This window comes from Denitrobacterium sp., assembly GCF_056180635.1.
In genome coordinates this window covers 1-20,049 of the sequence record NZ_JAZZJS010000014.1, presented here as the reverse complement: position 1 = coordinate 20,049, position 20,049 = coordinate 1, and the positions used below count along the sequence as shown (strand labels likewise).

The 20,049-nt window shown below is 60.4% G+C and carries 13 protein-coding genes; 12 read left to right on the top strand and 1 reads right to left on the bottom strand.

Going from position 1 to position 20,049, the window contains the following annotated elements; genetic code table 11:
* Positions 1 to 86: 86 nt before the first annotated feature.
* The 11 genes from AC04P6_RS01255 (at position 87) to AC04P6_RS01205 (ending at position 18,509) form a co-directional block, all read left to right on the top strand.
* The gene (locus AC04P6_RS01255; protein ID WP_475564779.1) at positions 87 to 6,305 is read left to right on the top strand and encodes a leucine-rich repeat protein; all 6,219 of its coding nucleotides are present in this window, start codon (positions 87 to 89) and stop codon (positions 6,303 to 6,305) included.
* Between the two features lie 226 nt (positions 6,306 to 6,531).
* Positions 6,532 to 7,953 (top strand): hypothetical protein, encoded by a 1,422-nt coding sequence (locus AC04P6_RS01250; RefSeq protein WP_475564778.1) that lies wholly within the window; start codon positions 6,532 to 6,534, stop codon positions 7,951 to 7,953.
* 47 nt (positions 7,954 to 8,000) lie between these two features.
* A complete protein-coding gene (locus tag AC04P6_RS01245; RefSeq protein WP_475564777.1) occupies positions 8,001 to 8,840 on the top strand; it encodes a heme-binding Shp domain-containing protein in 840 nt (279 codons plus the stop codon).
* 2 nt (positions 8,841 to 8,842) lie between these two features.
* Positions 8,843 to 9,739, top strand: coding sequence for a heme ABC transporter substrate-binding protein IsdE (isdE, locus tag AC04P6_RS01240; RefSeq protein ID WP_475564776.1), 897 nt, complete (start codon positions 8,843 to 8,845; stop codon positions 9,737 to 9,739).
* Positions 9,740 to 9,832: 93 nt separating this feature from the next.
* A complete protein-coding gene (locus AC04P6_RS01235) occupies positions 9,833 to 10,795 on the top strand; it encodes a FecCD family ABC transporter permease (RefSeq protein WP_475564775.1) in 963 nt (320 codons plus the stop codon).
* 13 nt (positions 10,796 to 10,808) lie between these two features.
* The gene (locus tag AC04P6_RS01230; RefSeq protein WP_475564774.1) at positions 10,809 to 11,681 is read left to right on the top strand and encodes an ABC transporter ATP-binding protein; all 873 of its coding nucleotides are present in this window, start codon (positions 10,809 to 10,811) and stop codon (positions 11,679 to 11,681) included.
* Between the two features lie 60 nt (positions 11,682 to 11,741).
* A complete protein-coding gene (locus AC04P6_RS01225) occupies positions 11,742 to 13,511 on the top strand; it encodes an ABC transporter ATP-binding protein/permease (protein ID WP_475564773.1) in 1,770 nt (589 codons plus the stop codon).
* Positions 13,508 to 15,238: an amino acid ABC transporter ATP-binding/permease protein gene (locus AC04P6_RS01220; RefSeq protein ID WP_475564771.1), complete on the top strand. Its 1,731-nt coding sequence runs from the start codon at positions 13,508 to 13,510 to the stop codon at positions 15,236 to 15,238. Before AC04P6_RS01225 ends, AC04P6_RS01220 begins: the two co-directional genes overlap by 4 nt.
* Before the next feature lie 89 nt (positions 15,239 to 15,327).
* Positions 15,328 to 15,639, top strand: coding sequence for a YbjQ family protein (locus tag AC04P6_RS01215; RefSeq protein ID WP_475564770.1), 312 nt, complete (start codon positions 15,328 to 15,330; stop codon positions 15,637 to 15,639).
* Between the two features lie 250 nt (positions 15,640 to 15,889).
* Positions 15,890 to 17,482, top strand: a complete 1,593-nt coding sequence (locus tag AC04P6_RS01210) for an FAD-dependent oxidoreductase (protein ID WP_475564769.1) — start codon at positions 15,890 to 15,892, stop codon at positions 17,480 to 17,482.
* Positions 17,483 to 17,600: 118 nt separating this feature from the next.
* Positions 17,601 to 18,509: a LysR family transcriptional regulator gene (locus AC04P6_RS01205; RefSeq protein ID WP_475564788.1), complete on the top strand. Its 909-nt coding sequence runs from the start codon at positions 17,601 to 17,603 to the stop codon at positions 18,507 to 18,509.
* A 6-nt stretch (positions 18,510 to 18,515) separates the two neighbouring features.
* Here the strand turns inward: AC04P6_RS01205 and AC04P6_RS01200 are convergent, their stop codons facing one another.
* A complete protein-coding gene (locus AC04P6_RS01200; RefSeq protein ID WP_475564768.1) occupies positions 18,516 to 19,319 on the bottom strand; it encodes an MBL fold metallo-hydrolase in 804 nt (267 codons plus the stop codon).
* Positions 19,320 to 19,369: 50 nt separating this feature from the next.
* Here AC04P6_RS01200 and AC04P6_RS01195 point away from each other — a divergent pair, with 50 nt between their 5' ends.
* Positions 19,370 to 20,044, top strand: a complete 675-nt coding sequence (locus tag AC04P6_RS01195; protein ID WP_475564767.1) for a putative ABC transporter permease — start codon at positions 19,370 to 19,372, stop codon at positions 20,042 to 20,044.
* The last annotated feature ends 5 nt before the right edge of the window (positions 20,045 to 20,049 follow it).

Genomic DNA, 20,049 nt, shown 5'->3' with positions numbered 1-20,049 from the left:
TAGGTTGGCGAGTGCCGACCGAGGGGAGATGCCCCTCGGTCGGCTTCGTTGTTGAATCGGTCTTTTTTAGGAGGCTATCTGTGGGTATGGGAATCAGTCGTTACGGCATGCGCTTCGCGTGCGCGCTGGCGTTGGCCGGCTCGCTTGCCGTTCCGTTCCAGCCAGCGTTCGCGCAGGAGGGAACAGGCGAAGTGGCGTCGGGCAGCGCCGCGATGGCGCAGGCGAGCGCCGATACGCTTCTGACGTACGCGGGGGAGGAGGCTTCTTCTGCCGCGCAGCAAGCCGCGGGCGAACAAGACGGCGAGAGCCTGGTGACCGTGGTTGTACAGCTGAACCCCCAAGAGCAGAGCAGCGGCTTCTTTGGTCTGTTCGCGCAGAGCGAAACCGACCGTCATGTTGCGGTGAAGAGTTCCATCCGTTCGCTCGTATCGGGCGGCAGCGGCGGCATCTTCGGCTTTCTTTCTGCGCAGTCCGAGAGCGGCTCCGTCGTTGAGCTGTGGGATTACTACCACGTTATGGACGGTTTCGCGGTAAAGGTTCCCGCTTCTGCGCTTGCCGATATCCAGGCGCTTCCCGAAGTAAAGAACGCGTTCATCGAGCAGTCGTATTCGGTGGAGGAAAGCGATTCCGGCGACCTGCAGGAGCAGGCGCTTTCTGTGCAGGAAAGCACGTGGGTGCGCAATACGGCCACGCTTGCCATGGGTAACGTAAACGGCGTATCCCAGACGGGCGCCGGCCAGCTCATTGCCGTGATTGACGCTTCGGTGCAGGACGGTCACATCGCGTTTTCGGGTGATATGGACAACGATGCTCTGGCGTATTCGGAGGAAGGCATCGCACAGGCGCGAAGCGCCCTTTCCCAGGGTGGCCAGGATGCGCGCTATGCGAACGAGAAGATTCCCTTCTGGTACAACTACGGCCTGAAGACGAGCGAGTACAAGACGCCCATGTCGAGCCATGGCACGCACGTTGCGGGCATCGCCGCAGCTAATGCGGGCGAAACGCGTGGCGTTGCGCCGGGTGCGCAGATTGCCGCGATGGGCGTGGATACCAACGGCGCCATCTACGATTCGACGCTTCTGGCCGCGCTCGACGATTGTGCCGTGTTGGCACCCGATGTCGTGAATATGTCGCTGGGCTCTGACGGCGGCTTTTCCGATGCCGCTTCGAGCACGTATTCCGATTGCCTTTCCGCGCTGCGCGCCGAGGGATGCACTATCTGCGTCTCGCAGGGTAATGCATACACGCAGATGGGCGAGCATGGCGTCGTGTCGTCTTCGAACCCGGATTACGGCATCGTCTCCGATCCAGCTTCGCTTGTGCCCTCGCTGGCCGTGGCAAGCGTCGACAATGCGGTAGGTGGCTCGTATTTCACGCTCGCCGATGGCACGCAGGTCGAGTATTGCCAGGCTACGGGCGGCGTCAACACGACGGTGAAGGAGTTCTCCGACGTGGCGAACGGCTCCTATGCGCTCTTTGATGCGCATGAGGGTTCGCTTTCCGACGTTAGTCGGCTTGTCGAGGATATGCAGCAGGCCGGCGTTGATGCTTCGAAGGCGTTTGTGCTGGTGGACGAGGGAGGCCTTTATACGGGTTCCACGCAGGAGCGCGTTATGGCCATTCGCGGCAAGTTGAACGTTGCCGCCATCATCGTGCGCCAGACGAGCGACGACTTGTATGCGGTGAATATCGGCACGGTGAACAACGTGCCCGTCATTAGCGTGGGCTCTGCGAGCGCTGCCGCTCTAACCCAGGCGGCTGCGTCGAGCGAATCCGTCGACTTGGTTCAGGGCCTTACCTTGCCCGTTTCCCCCAATTACACGGCGAGCTCCTATTCCAGCTGGGGCGTTACGCCCGAGCTGACGCTCAAGCCGGAAATCAGCGCGCCCGGTGGGAACATCTACTCGTCCATTTCCTCCGCTTCCAGCACCGAGGCCTATGGCCGTAAGTCGGGCACGTCGATGTCGTCTCCCTACATGGCGGGCGCGTCTGCGCTCGTGCAGCAGTACGTCGAGAGCGATGCCAAGTTCGCTTCGCTTTCCAGCGCCGATAAGGCGAGCATGGTTGCGCAGCTGCTAATGGGCACGGCGCGTCCCCTGGTGGATACCACGCAGGCCAACAGCTACTACTCGCCTCGCAAGCAGGGCTCGGGTATGGTGGATGTGGTCGCAGCCACCACGACCGATGTGTACGTTACCGTCGATGGCGCCGCCGACATCTCGCGCCCCAAGGCTGAGCTGGGCGATAGCGATACGGGCACATGGACGTTCTCGATGACGCTGCATAACCTGGGCAATCAGAACCGTTCGTTTGCGCTATCCACTGCCGCGCTCTCCGATGCGCTTTCCAGCGATGGCTCTTCGTTCGCGCTCTCTTCGGTGAACTACGCGGGCGACGGCGTGGATGTTACATATGGCGGCGCTGCTCAGGGCGATATGGTTGAAGTGCCCGCGGGTGGCGAGGTGTCTGTCTCCGTGTCGATTGCCTGCTCCGACGAACTGCGTTCGCGTCTGCTGTCCTCCGCCGTGAACGGCACGTATCTCGACGGCTTCGTGATGTTCAATTCTGCCGACGGCGGGGTGAACCTGTCGGTTCCCTTCCTGGGCTTCCTGGGTGATTGGGGCCAGGCGTCTGCGCTTGACGCAAGCCTTTCCGATGTGAAGGCCGGCACGGTCGAGGCTTCGCTGTTCGCAGGGCGCATGATGAATGCAAACACGAAGACATCGCTGGGCGTGAATCCGCTGCTGAGCGCCGATGAGGCGCAGGATGTATCGCGCATCGACGAGAGCAAGTACGTGCTTTCGTCGTCGACGGCTTCGGCGGCTCCCAGCAAGGTCATGCCCGCTACGTCGCTGCTGCGCAATGCCTCGTCGATCGCGTATACCTACGCGGATGCCTCGGGAAACCAGAAGACGTATGCCTATTCGTACGTGTCGAAGAGCAACACCAACGACAAGCATACGTATTGCGAGGAAGCGTTTACCAATCCGCCTGCATATAGCGGCGTGGGCGACAACGGCCTGGTAGCGCCCGAGGGCGCATGCACGGTTACCGAGGTCGTGCAGCCTGCGGCTCAGGGTGCTCCTGCGCAAACGCGCACGTATACGTTCACGTATGATGCCACAGCGCCGTCTATCTCGGTGAGCTGCGAAAAAGATACTGTAACCGTAACTGCGAGCGATGCCGTGTGCCTTGCTGGCATCAGCTTCCAGAATCCTGCGAACGGAACGTATTTCTATCGCTTGCTCGACACCGACGCCACGTCTTCCAGTGACGGAACCTACACGTTTGTTGTTTCGCGTGCACAGCTCCAGAGCGCCTGGGTTGACGCGAAATTGAATGCGGCCGATTTTCCGTCTGACCTGTCGTCGATTCCCGTGTACGCATGGGATTACGGTTTGAACTACGCGTCTTCCAAAGTTGCCGCCGCTCCTGATGCGGATGGATTTGTGATCGAAAACGGCGTGCTCACCGGCTATACCGGTGCCAGCAGCGTCGTTCAGATTCCCGAAGGCGTCACGTCCATTGCCGCAAACGCGTTCAGCGGCTCTTCCATCCAGGCGGTAGCTATTCCCGCGAGCGTGACGAGCATCGGCGCGTCTGCGTTTTCCAATACGTCGTCGCTCGTTTCGGTGACGTTCGAGAATGCGCAGGATAGCAAGCTGGAATCCATTGGCTCCTCTGCTTTCGAGGGCTCCTCGCTCACGAGCATCGATGTGCCCGATAGCGTGAAGAGCCTGGGCAATCGCGTGTTTGCGTCGTCGGGCATTGCGGAAGCGTACGTTCCTGGCTCTGTGAGCGCCGTTCCGGCATCGGCGTTCGAGGGCTCCTCGCTCGCGAAGCTCACGTTGGGCAATGGCGTGCAAAGCATTGCCGAGAGCGCCTTCGCTTCGTGTGAAAGCTTGAAGGTGGTGCAGGTGGGCACTTCGCGTTCCGATGCATCTGCCGTCGAGGGGCTTCCCGCTTCCATGCGCCAGATTGGCGCTTCCGCGTTCGCGAACTGCTATGCGCTTGCGCGCCTTACGCTGAACGACGGCCTGGCATCGCTGGGCGGCGCTGCGTTTGCCCACGTGAACATCGATTCCTTCGTGGTGCCCGACTCCGTAACCGAGCTAGGCTTCACGGCAGCAGGCGAGGGCGCGTTTGCCCAGATGGACCATACGCGAACCATTACGGTGGGCGCAGGCTGCGCGGCCAGTGGCCTTACGGGTGCATTCATTGGCGATACCGCTCTTTCCTCCATCGAAGTTTCGGGCGCCGCGCCCGCATGCGTTTCCGTTGATGGCGTGCTGTTCAGCGCCGATGGCGAAACGCTCATTGCGTATCCCGCTGCCCGCTACGGCGCTACGGGTGCGTACTCCATTCCTGTGGGCACGGAAGCGCTCGCCGCGTCGTCGTTCCATGATGCTTGCTTGGCCGAAGTCGATTTCGGCGCAGTGCGCTCGATTGGCGAGTATGCGTTCAAGCATGCGCGCCTGAGCGCGGGCGTCGTGCTTCCCGAGACGCCCGTTACGGTGGGCGCCCACGCATTCGAGGAATCGGAGATGCCCTCGCTCGACACGGGTGGCGCGACGTCGCTGGGCGATTCTTCATTCGCTTCGTGCGCAAACCTGCATGACGTTGATTTCCGTTGCGACTTGAATGCCCTGCATACGATTGGCGCGAGCGCGTTCGGCGTATGCCCGCCGGGTACCGCCACGCCGCTTACGAGCGTGGTGCTGCCCGACTCCGTTACGAGCATTGGCGCAGCTGCATTCGCAAATAATAAGGAGCTTGCCAGCGTTCATATTGGCACGGGTTTCCCCTCCTACGCATCGAATGGGTCCTATACGTCGTATGACGAGCTGTTCGGCGGATGCCCCAGCATCGTTGAGCTCTCGGTTTCCGCAGACAATGCAGTATACGTGGCCAATGAGAACGTGCTCTATCGTGAGGCGTCCGATGGCCTGCATCTCGAGAAGTCGCTCGCGAGCAATACGTTCACGGAGTACAGCGTGTTGGCGGGCACGGTATCGATCGAGAGTGATGCGTTCCGCGAGAACACGTCGCTGCGCAGTCTCACGCTGCCCGAGGGCCTGCTTTCCATTAAGGCGAATGCGTTCTACGGTTGCTCGTCGCTTTCCAACGTTTCCTTTCCCGATAGCCTGCGCGAAGTGAATGGCTTTGGCGGTACCGCGCTTGAACTAGCCGATTTCGGCACGCATATCACGTCGGTGTCGCGCGCTGCGTTCACCAACGCCAATCCCGCCCATGTTGTCATTCGCGGCGGCCAGAGTGGCAGCTACTCGAATTCCAGCGAGAGCGGCAACGCGCGACCCATTGAAACGCTCTACCTGGGCGAGGGCATGATTTCGGCTACGCTTTCGCGCAGCTCCGCGCAGCCTCCCCATATCATCGTCGTGCCGTCTACGCTAACTAGTCTATCGCTCACGAGTAGCGCAAATAATAGGTACGACCCCGCGAGCGTGAAGGTTTACGCAATCGAGGGCTCCAAGGGCTGGAATACCGCACGTGCCGCGCTGCTTTCCGCTGGCATCGACCCGGCAACGCAGCTCGTGGCCTATACGCCCCTCACTGTGGAAGCCACGTCCGACGCGGCGCTTGCCGCGGGGGCAACGGTGCGGGTTACGGCCGTGGCGCAGGGTGGCGTTGACGGCGACGTTGCATATCGATTCGTGCAAGTTGACGCTGATGGCGCCCAGACGGTCGTGAGCGATTGGGGCGCGTCTTCCACGTGCTCGTGGACGGTCGTCTCTGGTGCGAAGCTCATGGTGCAGGTGCGCGACGCAAGCTGGTATACGGCATCGTGCGAGGTCGCATACAACGCTCCCCAGGCTGAGCCTAGCGAGCCTGTCGAACCTGGCGACCTCAGCGAGCCTTCTGCTCCCAGCGTTGAGGTGCAGAAGATGTATCGCCTGTACAACCCCAATTCGGGCGAGCATTTCTACACGGCGAACGCGAGCGAGCGCGACCATCTGAAGTCGGTTGGCTGGAATTACGAGGGGACGGGCTGGACGGCTCCCGTTACGAGCGATGCGCCTGCGTATCGTCTGTACAACCCTAATGCGGGCGACCATCACTACACCACGAGCGTCGACGAGAAGAACAGCTTGGTGTCTGTGGGTTGGAGTTACGAGGGCATTGGCTGGTATTCCGACGAAAGCAACGGCGAGGCGCTCTATCGCCTGTATAATCCCAACGCTACGGCTGGTTCCCACCATTACACGACGAGTGTCAAGGAACGCGATCATCTTGCGAGCCTGGGTTGGCGGAAAGAGGGGATTGGTTGGTATGGCGTGAAATAACGCATTCGGGCGTGCGCTTCGCCTGGCTGGCACGCCGCTTCCTTTCGAGGTAAATCCGCTGGTCTAGCCGCACGTGTTCCTGTTGCGGTGTTGGTCCGTTCGGGCTAGACAGGGGGACCGTTTGGAGTAGAATACAGCACTTAGTAAGGCTGGGCTAACTGTACAGAATGACTGTTCACGGGGCGAAAACGCGCTCCGGTGTGTGCATAGGAAAGCAGGGGTATGAATGAATAACGAATCGATCGCCATGCGTGGTGGGCGTGTTGCGCTTTCCGCGGTTCTGGCTGCTACGCTCGTTGCGGGCACGGCTGGCGTAACTACGGTGGGCGTCGCCAATGCGGCTACGATTTCCGCGGGTGAGCACGGCGCGCTTGATACGGCGAAGTTGCCGAACGGTACGTACAAGGTCGATGTCGCACTGAAGAGCGCAAAGGATCTCTCGAAGGCTTCCATGGCGCAGAGCGCGTTCAATGGCACCCAGACGCTTACGGTGAAAGACGGTGCCTACTCGCTCACCCAGAAGCTTGGCACGGTTTCCACGATGGGAGCTTCTGGTAGCGTTACGGGTCTGAAGTACTACAAGTCTTTCAGCCAGTCTGGTAACGAGCTTACGGGTAGCAGCCCCGAAAGCCTTTCCGTGAGCGGCGGCTCCGCGAACATTCCCCTGGTGAAGCCTGCCAGCGATTATGCTCTCATCAGCCTTCAGAGCGCCGACAGCCCCATGAAGGAAGAGTATGTCGACGCTGCGCTGTATATCGACTGGAGCAGCCTGCAGGTCGTTTCCATCGACGAGCCCGCCGAGCTCGATACCACGAAGCTTGCCGCTGCCGTAGGGAAGGCAAAGGAGCTGGTCGAGGCTGGCAAGGGTACGGACGCTCTGGCTTCGGCTCTCGAGGCGGCCAGCGAACTGCTTGATGCAAGCGATGCCACGCAGTCCCAGGTCGACGAGGCCACGTCCGCGCTTCTCTCCGCCATGGGCGAGAAAGAGGCCACGGGAAGCGAAGCTTCCGAGGCAACCGAAGCCGGTGGCGCTGCTGAAAACCAGACGCAGAACAACAACGGTGAGTCTAATGGTCTTGCCGCTCAGTCCGAAACCAACGACGAGGGCTTCCAGGCGGGTCATGTGTACGCGGTGCCCATCATGTTCTCTAAGCAGGGTTCTTCCCAGACGTCGATGTCCAATCAGTACTTCGGCGATGTGGCGCTCGTTCGCCCGCAGAGCAACGGCACGTATACGCTGAGCTTTTCCACCAATCGCCCCGACTACATCGACGGTCTTACCAGCAGCGCTGGCAAGATTTCCGTTACCAGCGAAAGCTCGAGCCTGCGCCAGTACACCATGACCGTGCCCGCCACGGAAAGCGATGCCGTGTATGGCGTGAGCATGACCATCGTTCCCATGCAGGAGCTGGGCAGCGGTTCCGTTGCCGCCGATCTGCACGTGTATTACTCGCAGGCGGTCGATAAGGGGGGCGACACGGGTCAGGTGGCCACGTCGTCCAAGAATTCCGGCGTCTCCACGAGCGGAAGCCTGCTTCCCGGAACGAGCGATAGCCTGCCCGAGGGCGTTATCCCCGCTACGGCTGCCATTGCGCTTAGCGCTGGCGTTGCCGCCGTGGCCGCTCGCAGGAAGATGAACGAGCGCTAGTTCCGCCCGATCAATACAGCAAAGGATTGAACGATATGTCCCAACGAATGAAGCACACTACTGTCGCGGCATGCGCCCTCGCGTGCGCGCTTGCGATCTGCGCCATCATGTTCCCGCGTATGGCCTGGGCTGATGCTGCGGTATATACCGCCACGGCTACGCCTAGCTACACGAACCCCGTTACGGGCGAAGTGGAGGACAGCGGCGGCGCAAGCGGCCAGGCGCTTGGCTCCACCATGGTTACTGGCATCGTTCAGCCTGATGCTCTGATCGAGGACGAGGGCAATGGGGAAGTGCTCGTTTCCGTGCGCTTCTATGAAGCCGACCAGATTGGCGATGTGACGGTTGCCGCCAGCACCGATGGTTCCTCGTATGGCACCGTGCAGGATGCCGTAAAGCTTTCCATGAATGCCGAATCGAACATGGTGGACCTGCAGCTGAAGGCAACCACCACCACACCTACGCTGCGCTTCGAGATGTTCGTTACGCCCATGGGCCGCTCGGTTACGTTCTTCGTGACGTTTTCGAACCTTACCGCCGGCAACACCGCTGGCTTCGAGCAGACCATCGACGTCGAGGCCCTGAATGCCGCCGCATCTTCGGCTGCTGCCGATTCTTCCGCGTCGAACGAGCCCGCCGCCAGTGGTTCTTCGGATGGCTCTGCCAAGGGCGTTTCCGAGTTCAACGCCGACGGCAACGAAGTGAAGGACGGCGCGACCGACACGGGCGCTAGTAGTCTGAACTATCCGCTCATCATTGGCATCATTCTGGCCGTTGTCGTTGTTGCGGGTGTGATTGTCTATGTTGCGGTGCTGAAGCCCAATCGTGCAAAGCAGGATGCCGCCGCGGCAGCTGCCCAGGCGTCTCGCGGGGCTGGTAAGGAATAGCATTGTACTGCATCTCCCGTAGGAAGTTTGTTTCATGGGCGGCCGTCGCGTGCGCCGCGGCCGCCGTTCCCACGGTTCTTTCCGGGTGCGTGAATCAGCATCCGGAATTGGAAGAGGGCGGAAGCCCCAAGCTCGTCATGACGAGTGCCGCAGGGTTGGAAATCGCCGATAAGCTCGAGCTCGACCTTATCGGCATTCCCGCCACCTCGGCGAACATTCCCGAGCGCTACGCCAACGTAACTCAGGTTGGCATGCCCATGTCGCCCGATCTTGAACTGCTTGCCAGTATGCATCCCACATGTATCATCTCGCCGAATTCGCTGCAGGCCGATTTGCAGCCGAAATACGCGGGCATACATGTGGGTTGCATCTTCCTTGATCTGTCTAGCGTGGACGGAATGTACGATTCCATCGATTACCTGGGGCGTAAGTACAATCGCGTCCAGCAGGCGTCGGCGTTGCGCGCAGAATACGATGCATTCATGCGCGCGTTCAACGCTACCATCGAGGGGCGCGAGGCCCCGCGCGTGCTCGTGCTTATGGGCGTGCCCGGTTCGTATCTGGTTGCCACCGAGCATTCGTATGCGGGCGGCCTGGTTCAAATGGCGGGCGGAGAAAACGTGTATGCCGGAACGAGCGAGGAATTTCTCGACGCCAACACCGAAGACATGCAATCGCGCGAACCCGACATCATCCTGCGCACGGCGCACGCCATGCCCGATGACGTTCGCAAGATGTTCGCCAACGAGTTCGAGACGAACGACATCTGGAAGCACTTCAAGGCCGTTCAGGAGGGCAGGGTCTACGATCTCACGTACGAGAACTTCGGCATGAGCGCTACCTTCTCGTATCCCGATGCCCTGAACGAGCTGCGCGAATACCTATATAAGAGCGCCTAGGCGCGGAAACCGGAAGAGACCATGCATCATCTAGCGAAAAAGAAGCGAGCGCGGGCCGAAGCGCCCAGCACCTCGCGCCGTGTTGCTGCGTTCGTGGTAACGACCATTGCGCTCGTTGCGCTGTTCTTCGTGGCCGTGAACACGGGAAGCCTGAAAGTATCGCCCGAACAGCTGTTGAACGGGCTGTTCGTGCAGTACGACGACAGCGTTGCAACGGTGTACGACCTGCGCTTTCCGCGTATCCTCATCGCGATCGTGGGTGGTGCCGCCCTGGCCACGAGCGGCGTGCTTCTGCAGGCTGTGATTCGCAACCCCCTTGCCGACCCGGGCATTATCGGCATTTCGGCAGGTGCGGAATGCTGTGCCGTTCTGGTCACGGCATTCTTCCCGATGCTCTTCTACTTCACGCCCATTCTGGCGTTCTGCGGCGGCTTGTTCGCGTTTTGCCTGGTGTATATGCTGTCTTGGCATGCAGGGCGCATTTCGCCGCTGCGCATCATCCTGGTGGGCGTAGCCATCAGCGCCATGTTCACGGGCATTGCCGCGCTCCTCAGCGGTTCCACGGGTGGGGTTTTCTCGAGCGTAACAAGCTTGGTGGAATCGAGCATCACCATGAAGACCTGGGACGATTTCACCACGTTGGGCGCGTATGCACTGGTGGGCCTTGTGCTTTCGCTGCTGGTGTTCAAGCGCTGCGATCTGCTTGCCCTGGAAGATAAGACAGCGCGGTCGCTGGGTGTGAATGTGAATCTGAATCGCTTCGCCATTTCGGCTATCGCGGTGCTTCTGGCGTCCATCACCACGGCAATCATCGGCCCCATCAGCTTCCTGGGCCTCGTCGTTCCGCACTGCGCGCGCCTGCTCGTGGGTACCAGCCATAAGGTCCTCATTCCATATTCCATGCTCTTGGGTGCGTTTTGCCTGCTTCTAGCCGACACGCTTGGCCGTACGCTTGCAGCGCCGTATGAGATTTCCGCTGCCGTGATCATGGCTATCGTCGGCGGTCCCATGTTCATTTTCCTGCTTCGTAGGGCGGGTGATTCCTATGGCGCGTAAGGGCAAGGATGCCATGCAGGTCCCAGATCTCATGGCGGACATGCAAACGTCGATGGCGGCGCAGAACGGCCCCGTTACGCTTGACGCCCCTAAGGGCAACGTGTTCACCGTGCAGGACCTCACGTTTGGCTATACGCGCGATAACCTGCTGTTCCAGAATCTTTCGCTGGGCATTCGCGAAGGATGCATCACGACGCTCATCGGTGCAAATGGTTCGGGTAAGTCTACGTTGTTCAACCTGCTCACCAAGAACCTTTCGCCGCTTTCGGGCCGCGTGTTTCTGCGTGGCGGCAACGTGGCCGACCTGCGTCTGTTCGATTTCGCCAAGCTGGTGGCCATCGTGCATCAGACGAATACCGCCCCCGCCGATCTGTCGGTGGAAGACCTGGTGTCGTTCGGGCGCTTCCCGCATCGCCATGGCAAGTGCGGGCGCAACAGCGCCGAGGCGCTGGCCGAGGACGAGCGCTGCATCAACTGGGCGCTCGACGTTACCAATCTGCAGGGTGTGCGCAAGCGCGCGGTTTCGGCCCTTTCGGGTGGTCAGCGCCAGCGCGTCTGGATTGCCATGAGCCTGGCTCAGGGCTCGAGCGTTCTTCTGCTCGACGAACCCACGACGTACCTGGACATTCGCTATCAGCTCGATATTCTCGACCTCGTGCGTACGTTGAACCGCGAATACGGCATGACCATCGTGATGGTTCTGCACGACATGAACCAGGCGCTGCATTACAGTGACGAGGTCATTGCCCTTTCCCAGGGGCGCGTCGCAGCTCAGGGCGCGCCGGAGGAAATCGTCACGGGCGAGCTCCTGCGCGATGTGTACGGCGTCGACCTCGACGTGGTGTCCGTGAACGGCAAGCCGTTCGTTTTGAATGTGAGTAAGTAAGGGCGGCGCCTCGCGCGGAAATCGACGCGCGAGGCGCCGGTTTTGTAAAGGTGGGGCTCGATGATTAAAACGCGGCTGCTCAAACTGCTCGCCGAGTCGAAGAAGTACATTGTTCGCCAAGTCGTATGGAAGTGGATTTCGCTCGTCGCGCAAATCGTTATCGTGCTGCAGGTTGCCAGCTTGCTCGAGCGTGCGCTTGGCGGAGCGCTTTCCGTGCTTGCCATTGCCGAATGCGCTCTTGTGGTTGTTCTGGGCGTGGCGGTGCGCATAGGCGCGGGGCGCGCGGAAACGCGTGCGTCGTATCTGGCGAGCGTCGACGTGAAGCGGGTGTTGCGCGACAAGGTGTACCGCAAGCTGCTGCGCCTGGGCGCGTCGTATCGCGCCGATGTGTCGACGTCGAAGGTCGTGCAATTGGCGGTAGAGGGAGTCGAGCAGCTGGAAACGTATTACGGGCTCTACCTCTCGCAGCTCTTCTATGCTCTTTTGGCTCCCATCACGCTGTTTGTCGTTCTTGCGTTCGTGAGTCCGCTCGCGGCGGGTGTGCTGCTGCTGTGCGTGCCGCTCATCCCACTGTCCATCGTCTTGGTGCAGAAAGTGGCCGGGCGTCTGTTTAAGCGCTATTGGGGGAGCTACACGCAGCTGGGCGACGGCTTTCTTGATAATTTGCAGGGTCTTACCACGCTGAAGATCTATCAGGCCGATGAAGCCGCTGCGAAGCGCATGGATGAAGAGGCCGAAGATTTCCGCAAGGCCACTATGCAGGTGCTGAAAATGCAGCTGAATTCGACGTCGGTAATGGACATTGGCGCGTATGGTGGTGCCGCCGTGGGCATCGTGGTGGCGCTGTCTCAGCTGTTCGCGGGGGATATCACGGTTGCGGGAGCGACTGCTATCGTGCTTCTGGCCGCCGAGTTCTTCCTGCCCATGCGTCGCTTGGGCAGCTACTTTCACGTGGCAATGAACGGCATGACGGCGAGCGACGATATCTTCGCGCTGTTGGACATGGAGGAGCCCGCAGAGGGCGGCGAACGCTTGCCGTCGGGCCCCGCGTCGTTTTCGTTCGATCGCGTTGCCTTTTCCTATGATGGCGAGCGTCCCATTCTGCGTGACGTGTCGCTTGACCTGCCCGTTGGCTCGTTCGTATCGCTTGTGGGCACTTCGGGCTGCGGCAAGAGCACCATTGCCGGTTTGCTTGCGGGGCGCAACCGCGGTTACAGCGGCAGCATTCGCGTGAACGGCGTTGAGTTGTCCCAGGTGGACGAGGTGAGCCTGCATGAGCATATTACGCTGGTTGGGTGCGATGCTCACCTGTTCAAGGGCACCGTTCGCTCGAACCTTCTGCTTGGCAATCCGCACGCCACCGATGAGCAGATGAACGGCGCACTCGAAGCGGTAAACCTGCTTGCATTCCTGGAGGGCGAAGAAGGCCTTGCAACGTCGGTTGCGGAAGGTGGTAGCAACTTTTCGGGCGGTCAGCGTCAGCGACTGGCCTTGGCCCGTGCGCTTCTGCGCGACACTGCAGCATACGTGTTCGACGAGGCCACGAGCAGCATCGACGTGGAAAGCGAAGAGGCCATCATGAGCGTCATTCACGAGCTTGCGAAACGCAAGACGGTGCTGCTCATCTCGCATCGCCTGGCGAATGTCGTCGAATCCGACGCGATCTACCTGCTGCGCGATGGGGAGGTTGCCGAGCGTGGCACCCATGCGCAGCTGATGGAGCTCGGCGGCGCGTATGCCCACTTGTTCAATGCGCAGCGCGAGCTCGAGTCGTATGCGGCGGGCTCTGACGCGCGCTTTGTCCACGAGGGAGAGGGGGTATGCGCATGAGCCAGAACGTTAACGTTTCCACCACGCGTTCTTCCGGCGTAAGCATCATGGGGCGCCTCATCGGGCTGGTGGCTCCGCTTATGCCTGTTATGGTGCTGGCCATCATTCTGGGCGTATTGGGATTCCTGTGCGCCATATTCCTTACGGTGTTCGCTTCCCTTGGCGTTGCGAATGTTGCCGCCGACATGGTGGGGCAGGCAGGTATAGGGGAGTGGTTCACGCAGGATGCGACCCTGTTCTTCGCCGTCATCATTGGCATTGCCGTGGCCAGGGGCTTCCTGCATTACGGCGAGCAGTATTGCAACCATTACATTGCATTCAAGATGCTCGCGCTCATTCGTCATAAGGTGTTCGCCCGCCTGCGCCTCCTTGCGCCCGCTAAGCTTGAGGGGCGCGACAAGGGCAATCTCGTTTCCATCATCACGAGCGATATCGAACTGCTCGAGGTGTTCTACGCTCATACGATTTCGCCCATCGCCATAGCTGTGCTCACGTCGCTTGCCATGGTTTGCTTCATGGCGTGGGTGCATCCCGCGGCCGCCATCGTAGCGTTGATTGCATACCTGGCGGTTGGCCTGGGCATTCCTCTATGGAATGGAAGCCGTGGCGCTCAGAAGAGCTACCGCATGCGCAATGCGCTGGGCGATCTGAACAGTTTCGTGCTCGATTCCCTGTACGGACTCGATGAGACGATCCAGTTCGGCGGCGGCGAGAGCCGTGCGCGCCGTATGGAAGAGCGTTCGCGCGACATTGCGTCGATGAGCGGGGAGATGAATCGCGTCATGATGGGGCAACTTTCCGCAACGAGCCTGTTCATACAGGTATTCTCGTGGACGATGCTCTTCGTCATGCTTGCGTTGTTCGTGGATGGACAAGCCACGTTTGCGCAGGTGCTCGTGGCTACGGTTGCCATGATGAGCTCGTTTGGGCCCGTTACTGCGCTGTCGAACCTGTCGAGTACGCTCAATTCCACGCTTGCCGCAGGGCAGCGCGTGCTTGACCTGCTGGAGGAAGAGCCTGAAGTGCGCAAGGTTGCGAATGGGGCATCGCTGAACGCGGGGGAAGGTGCCTCCGATGTTTCCGCTGCCGAGCTTCGCGACGTGCGGTTTTCCTACGAGGGCGAACCGGTGCTCGATGGCTATTCCCTGCGCGTACCGCGTGGTCGCGTGCTGGGCATTCACGGGCCTAGCGGTTCGGGCAAGAGCACGATTCTGAAGCTCCTCATGCGCTTTTGGGACGCACAGCGAGGCTCCGTGCACGTGGCGGGTCGCGATGTGCGTGCCCTGAACACAGTCGATCTGCGCAATTTCGAGTCCTGCGTTTCGCAGCAGACCTGGCTTTTCCATGACACGGTGGCGAACAACATCGCCGTGGGCAAACCCGGCGCAACGCGCGATGAGGTTATCGAGGCGGCGAAGAAGGCATCGCTTCACGAGTTCGTTCAGACGTTGCCTCATGGCTACGACACGAATGTGGGCGAGCTGGGTGACAATATGTCGGGCGGCGAAGCCCAGCGCATCGGCTTGGCGCGTGCGTTTCTGCATAACGCCCCGCTGTTGCTCTTGGACGAGCCCACGAGCAATCTCGATTCGCTGAACGAGGCGGTGATCCTGAAGTCGCTGCGCGAGCAGTATGCGGGCGAGACCGTGGTGCTGGTGTCGCATCGCCAATCGACGATGGGCTTGTGCGACGAAGTGTACGAGATGAGCCCCAGCAGGCGCTCGTAACGCTTCGCGCTCGAGCAGCGCGCGTCGCCATTTTTCGCGAGCGTCTGCTAGAATAGTGTCACTGTTCAGTGACGTAGAAGGGGGCACTCATGCTTATCTCCACGAGCGATGTTATTCCTGGTCGTCAGATTGAAGTGCTGGGTCTGGTACGCGGCAATGTCGTAACTTCCAAGCACATTGGGCGCGATGTCATGGCGGGTTTCAAGAGCATTGCCGGTGGCGAAATCAAGAGCTACACCGACATGATGAACGAGGGTCGTGCGATTGCCGAGCAGCGTATGATTGCCGAGGCCGAGGCGCTGGGCGCCGACGCTATCGTGGGTATGCGCTATGCGGGTTCTTCGGTTATGGAGAGCACGCAGGAAATGCTTGCGTACGGCACTGCCGTGCGTCTCGTGTAGCGCTTTTTCCCAAGCTGTTTTATAGCCCCGTCGCGTATGCGGCGGGGTTTTTCGTGCTGCAGCGCGGATGCGCGTTGGTTCATTTTTCGCGGCTCGGCCCTTTGAACCCCCGCGCTTACCTGCGGCTATTAATCGCGCTTATGCTTGCATAAGCCATTGCAAATTGTAAGGCTCCATCTGGGAAATTACGCTGTTCCTGTCCGGGTGCCGTTCTATTGGGAGGCTCGGATTATGGGAATGGAGGAACAGAATGGAACTAACTCGCAGGAACTTTCTCACGGGGGCCGTGCTGGCCGGTGGCGCGCTTGCCGCAGGTATGACGGGCTGCGCTCCCTCGAAGGCTCAGAAGTCCGAAGCTTCCAGCTCGGACACGACGGCTGCGGTGAAAACTGAGCACAATCCGCAGGAGACGCTCACGTGCGACCTCGTTGTCGTGGGATCGGGCACGGCTGGCTGCTGCGCTGCCGTGCGTGCGGCTCAGCTGGGCCTGAAGGTCGTGCTGCTCGAGAAGAACGCCGTGTACGGTGGTTCTTCGGGCTACGCCGAGGGCGTGGGCGCGGTGAACTCCTACATGCATCGCGACCAGGGCCTGCACTTCGATGAAAACGAAGTGTTCATGCGCACGCAGGAATACCACCATTGGGCTGCGAACAGCGCAGTGCTGCGTCGCTACATTCAGAACTCCGGCGCCACCATCGATTGGTTGCATAACGACTGCGGCATCGATTTCTTCCAGGCCACGGTTACCTCTCCGCATTCGTACCCCAGCTGGCATTTGCCCGCCGACGCCGATGGCAATCCGGTGCGCATTCAGAAGGGCCTCATCAACCCGATGGTCGAGCTCGCGCAGTCGCTGGGCGTCGACGTTCGCAAGGAAGCTCCTGCTACGGGCCTCATCATCGAGGATGGCGAAGTCGCGGGCGTGTACTTCGAGGAAGCCAAGAAGGAATACGCGCTCAAGGCCGAGAACGTGATTCTGGCCACGGGCGGCTATAGCAACAACAAGGACATGTTCGAGAAATTCTGCCAGGCTGATTTCGACAAGGTCTGGAACTGGGGTGCCGCTGGTCGCGACGGCGATGGCATTGCCATGGCCACCGAAGCGGGTGCCGCGCTGCATATTCCCTCGAACCTGATGTACGGCTCCACGCGTATCCCCGGTTGCAACGAATTCGAAGAGCCTGCGAACTGGGTGTTCTCGTGGCAGCCCGCGCTTCGCGTGAACGAGAAGGGCAAGCGCTTCTTCAACGAGGAAATGTGCGCCGACTTCTCAGCCGCTTCGAACGCCATCATCGGGCAGGAAAAGTGCTACACGCTCATGGACCAGGCGTATCTCGACAAGCTCTGCAACGAGGGCATGGTCGTGGGCCTCATTTCCGTGGGCCATGTTACCGGTGAGCCCATCGAGGGCGGTCGCGAGGCCGTAGAGGAAAACATCGCCGCGGGTAATGTCTTCCGCGCTGATAGCATTGCCGAGCTGGCTGAAAAGCTCGGCATCGACCCCAATGAGCTTACCGCGACGGTGGACGAGTACAATGCCTGCGCCGCCGCTGGCTCCGACCCGAAGTTCGGAACCACGAGCTTCGCGCCCCTTTCCACGCCGCCGTTCTACGGTGCGCATATCCAGCGCGCCATCTTCACGAGCGTGGGCGGCTTGAACGTTGACGAGTACCTGCGCGTGCTCGATGGCGAAAGCCAGCCGATTCCGCATCTGTTCGCGCTGGGTACCGACGCCAGCAGCTACACGGGCTTCTGCTATGACGTGGACGTGATGTCCGGCGCTGAGCAGGGCTGGTGCGCCACGGGTGGTCGCCTGGCGGCGGAATACATCGCGGGCATGTAGGCGCAACTTGGTATACCATCTAAGCTAGTTGCCCTCCCGGCTAGCTTGATGATATAGAACGGCGGCGCTCTGCAGTTGGCGCCGCCGTTTTCCTTTTTATGCGAGAAAGCGTGACGTGATGGATATCTTTCGCATGCGATGTTTCGTTTCCGTGGCTCAGACGCGCAGCCTCTCGAAGGCTTCGCGCGAGCAGTTCATTACGCAACCTGCCATGTCCGCCCAGATGAAGGCGCTGGAAGCGGAAATGGGAACGCAGCTTCTGCAGCGCGGTCGCACCATTGCGCTCACGCCTGCGGGGCAGGTTGCCTTCGAGCGCTTCAGCCGGATCATCGACGAGTACGACAAGGCGCGCAAGGCCATCGAGCTCGAGAGCGTCCATATGGGTGGTCAGGTGCGCATGGGGTTTCACGGGCCCGTTTCGTGGGCGGGCGTGCCCGATATGGTGCGCTCGTATCGGGAAGCAAACCCAGGCATCGAAGTCGATATTGAGATAGATACCTGGAACAACCTCATGAAGGGCCTCGAGAGCGGAAAGCTCGACGTGGCTTTCGTGGAGCTTTCCGAGGTGGAGGGGCAGAGCGCCATCGAAGCGATTCCTCTGTTCGGCGAGAACGTTTGCGTTGTCGTGCCACCGTCGCATCGCCTGGCGGGGCTCGAATCTGTTTCGGTGGGCGATATCGTCGACGAGCCCATGATGTTCTTCAGCCAGGAAACCTCGCCGCGGTTCTTCAAGCGCCTCTACGATGCGTTCGAGCGCGTGGGCGTCCGCTCCGATCGCTTGGTGCGCGGCAACCATCACGAGGCTACGATCTCGCTCGTGCTGGCGGGGTGCGGCATCACGTGCATGCCATATACCTTCTGCCGCGAAACCGACGGCATTTCCTTCGTGCCCTTTTCCGATCTGGCAGCCCATATGCGCTATGGCATTGCATGGAATAAAGCGCGTCTTACCTCGGCGGTAAGCGAATTCGTCGCGTTTGCCCAGGCGTGGCAATGGCCAGGGGAACCGCTTGAAGCGGAAGAGTAGTGGTTTCTAGCGAACGACGATGGGCTTGCTCTGGTACGCCACGTGCACCTGGGCACTGTGACTTGCACGTTCGACGCTGCGTCGCAGCGATTCGCCCGGCATGCGATAGTCGTTCGAGTTCTGCGAGATGTGCAGCGCGGCCACGTGCTCGAGCTTGGTTCCCAGCAGGGCTTCCAGCTCTTCTGCCGCTTGCTCGTTAGAGAGGTGGCCACCGTCGCCGGCAATGCGCTTCTTCACGTAAGCCGGGTAGGCGCATGCGCGTAGCATGGCGGGGTCGTGGTTGCTTTCCAGTCCCAGAATGCGCACGTTCCCAAGCGCTTCGTGGGCGCTTCCCGTTACCATGCCCGTATCGGTCATGAACCCCAGTGCATCATCGGCGTTCTCGAAGCGGAAGCCGCAAGAGGAGATGGCATCATGCGAGGTGGGGAAGGGGATAACGCTCATTCCCGCAATGGCAAGCACGTCGCGCTCGATGTCGAACGCGCGAATGTCGTGCGCTTGCGCGAGTTCGCGCACAACGCTGCAGCCGTCGATGATGGAGGCCTGCGTGTATACCGTGGGGCGGATGTTCTGCTTCGCCAGCTTGCGCAGGCAAACGCCCAGGCCGCTGATGTGGTCGGTGTGGTCGTGGGTAACTAGAACCGATTGCAGGTTGTGTAGGTCGAAGCCTGTTTCCTCGCTGCGTTCGAACAGTGCTTTCCCACTGATGCCGCAGTCGATGAGTACGCCTTTGCCCGTGGACGCGTCTTCCACGATGGCGGCGTTTCCCTTGCTCCCGCTGGCAAGTATATGCAGTGCAAATAAACCCATGCGGCATAGGGTATCATGGAGCGGGTGCAATTTTACGGTAGGAGTCTGGCTTGCTTATTTTACTCGCAACACTGTTTGCGCTTATCGTCGTCATTGGTGGCGTGATTTTTCTGGTGCGCACGTGCATTGTTCGCTTCGGAATTGGCAAGCGCCTGCGCTCCCTGGCCGATGAGCAGCGCCTAAGCGACGACGTACGCCAGGCGCTTAACGAGACGCAGAAATGGCGCGATGAAAAGCGCCTTTCCATGCAGCACGAGCTGGAAAAGCGCCCGTATCTCACGCGAGTCCAGCGTGCGAAAGTGCGTGCTGCGCGCAAGGTGCGCCGCGTTGAATTCCTCGATCAGCTGCATATTGGCTGGTACCAGATCGTCCTGCTCTTCTTCGTGGGGAGCGTGCTGGGCCTGTTCCTCGAGGAAACCTGGATGTTCGTTACCGCTGGCCTTACGCAAAGCCGCGTGGGCCTGGTGTGGGGCCCGTTTTCCCCGCTCTATGGCGTGGGTGCCACGCTTCTTACCATCATCACGTTCTACATGCGCCGCAAGCATGCCACCGCTTGGCAGGTCTTTCTGGTGTCCGTTGTGGTGGGCGGCTCGCTCGAGCAGTTTACGGGTTGGTCGATGAGCACGTTCATGCATGCTTCCTCGTGGGATTACTCGGCCGTGCCCGGCGCCATCACGCAGTGGGTCGCGGTACCGTTTCTGGTGTTCTGGGAAGTCGGATCGTAGCCATG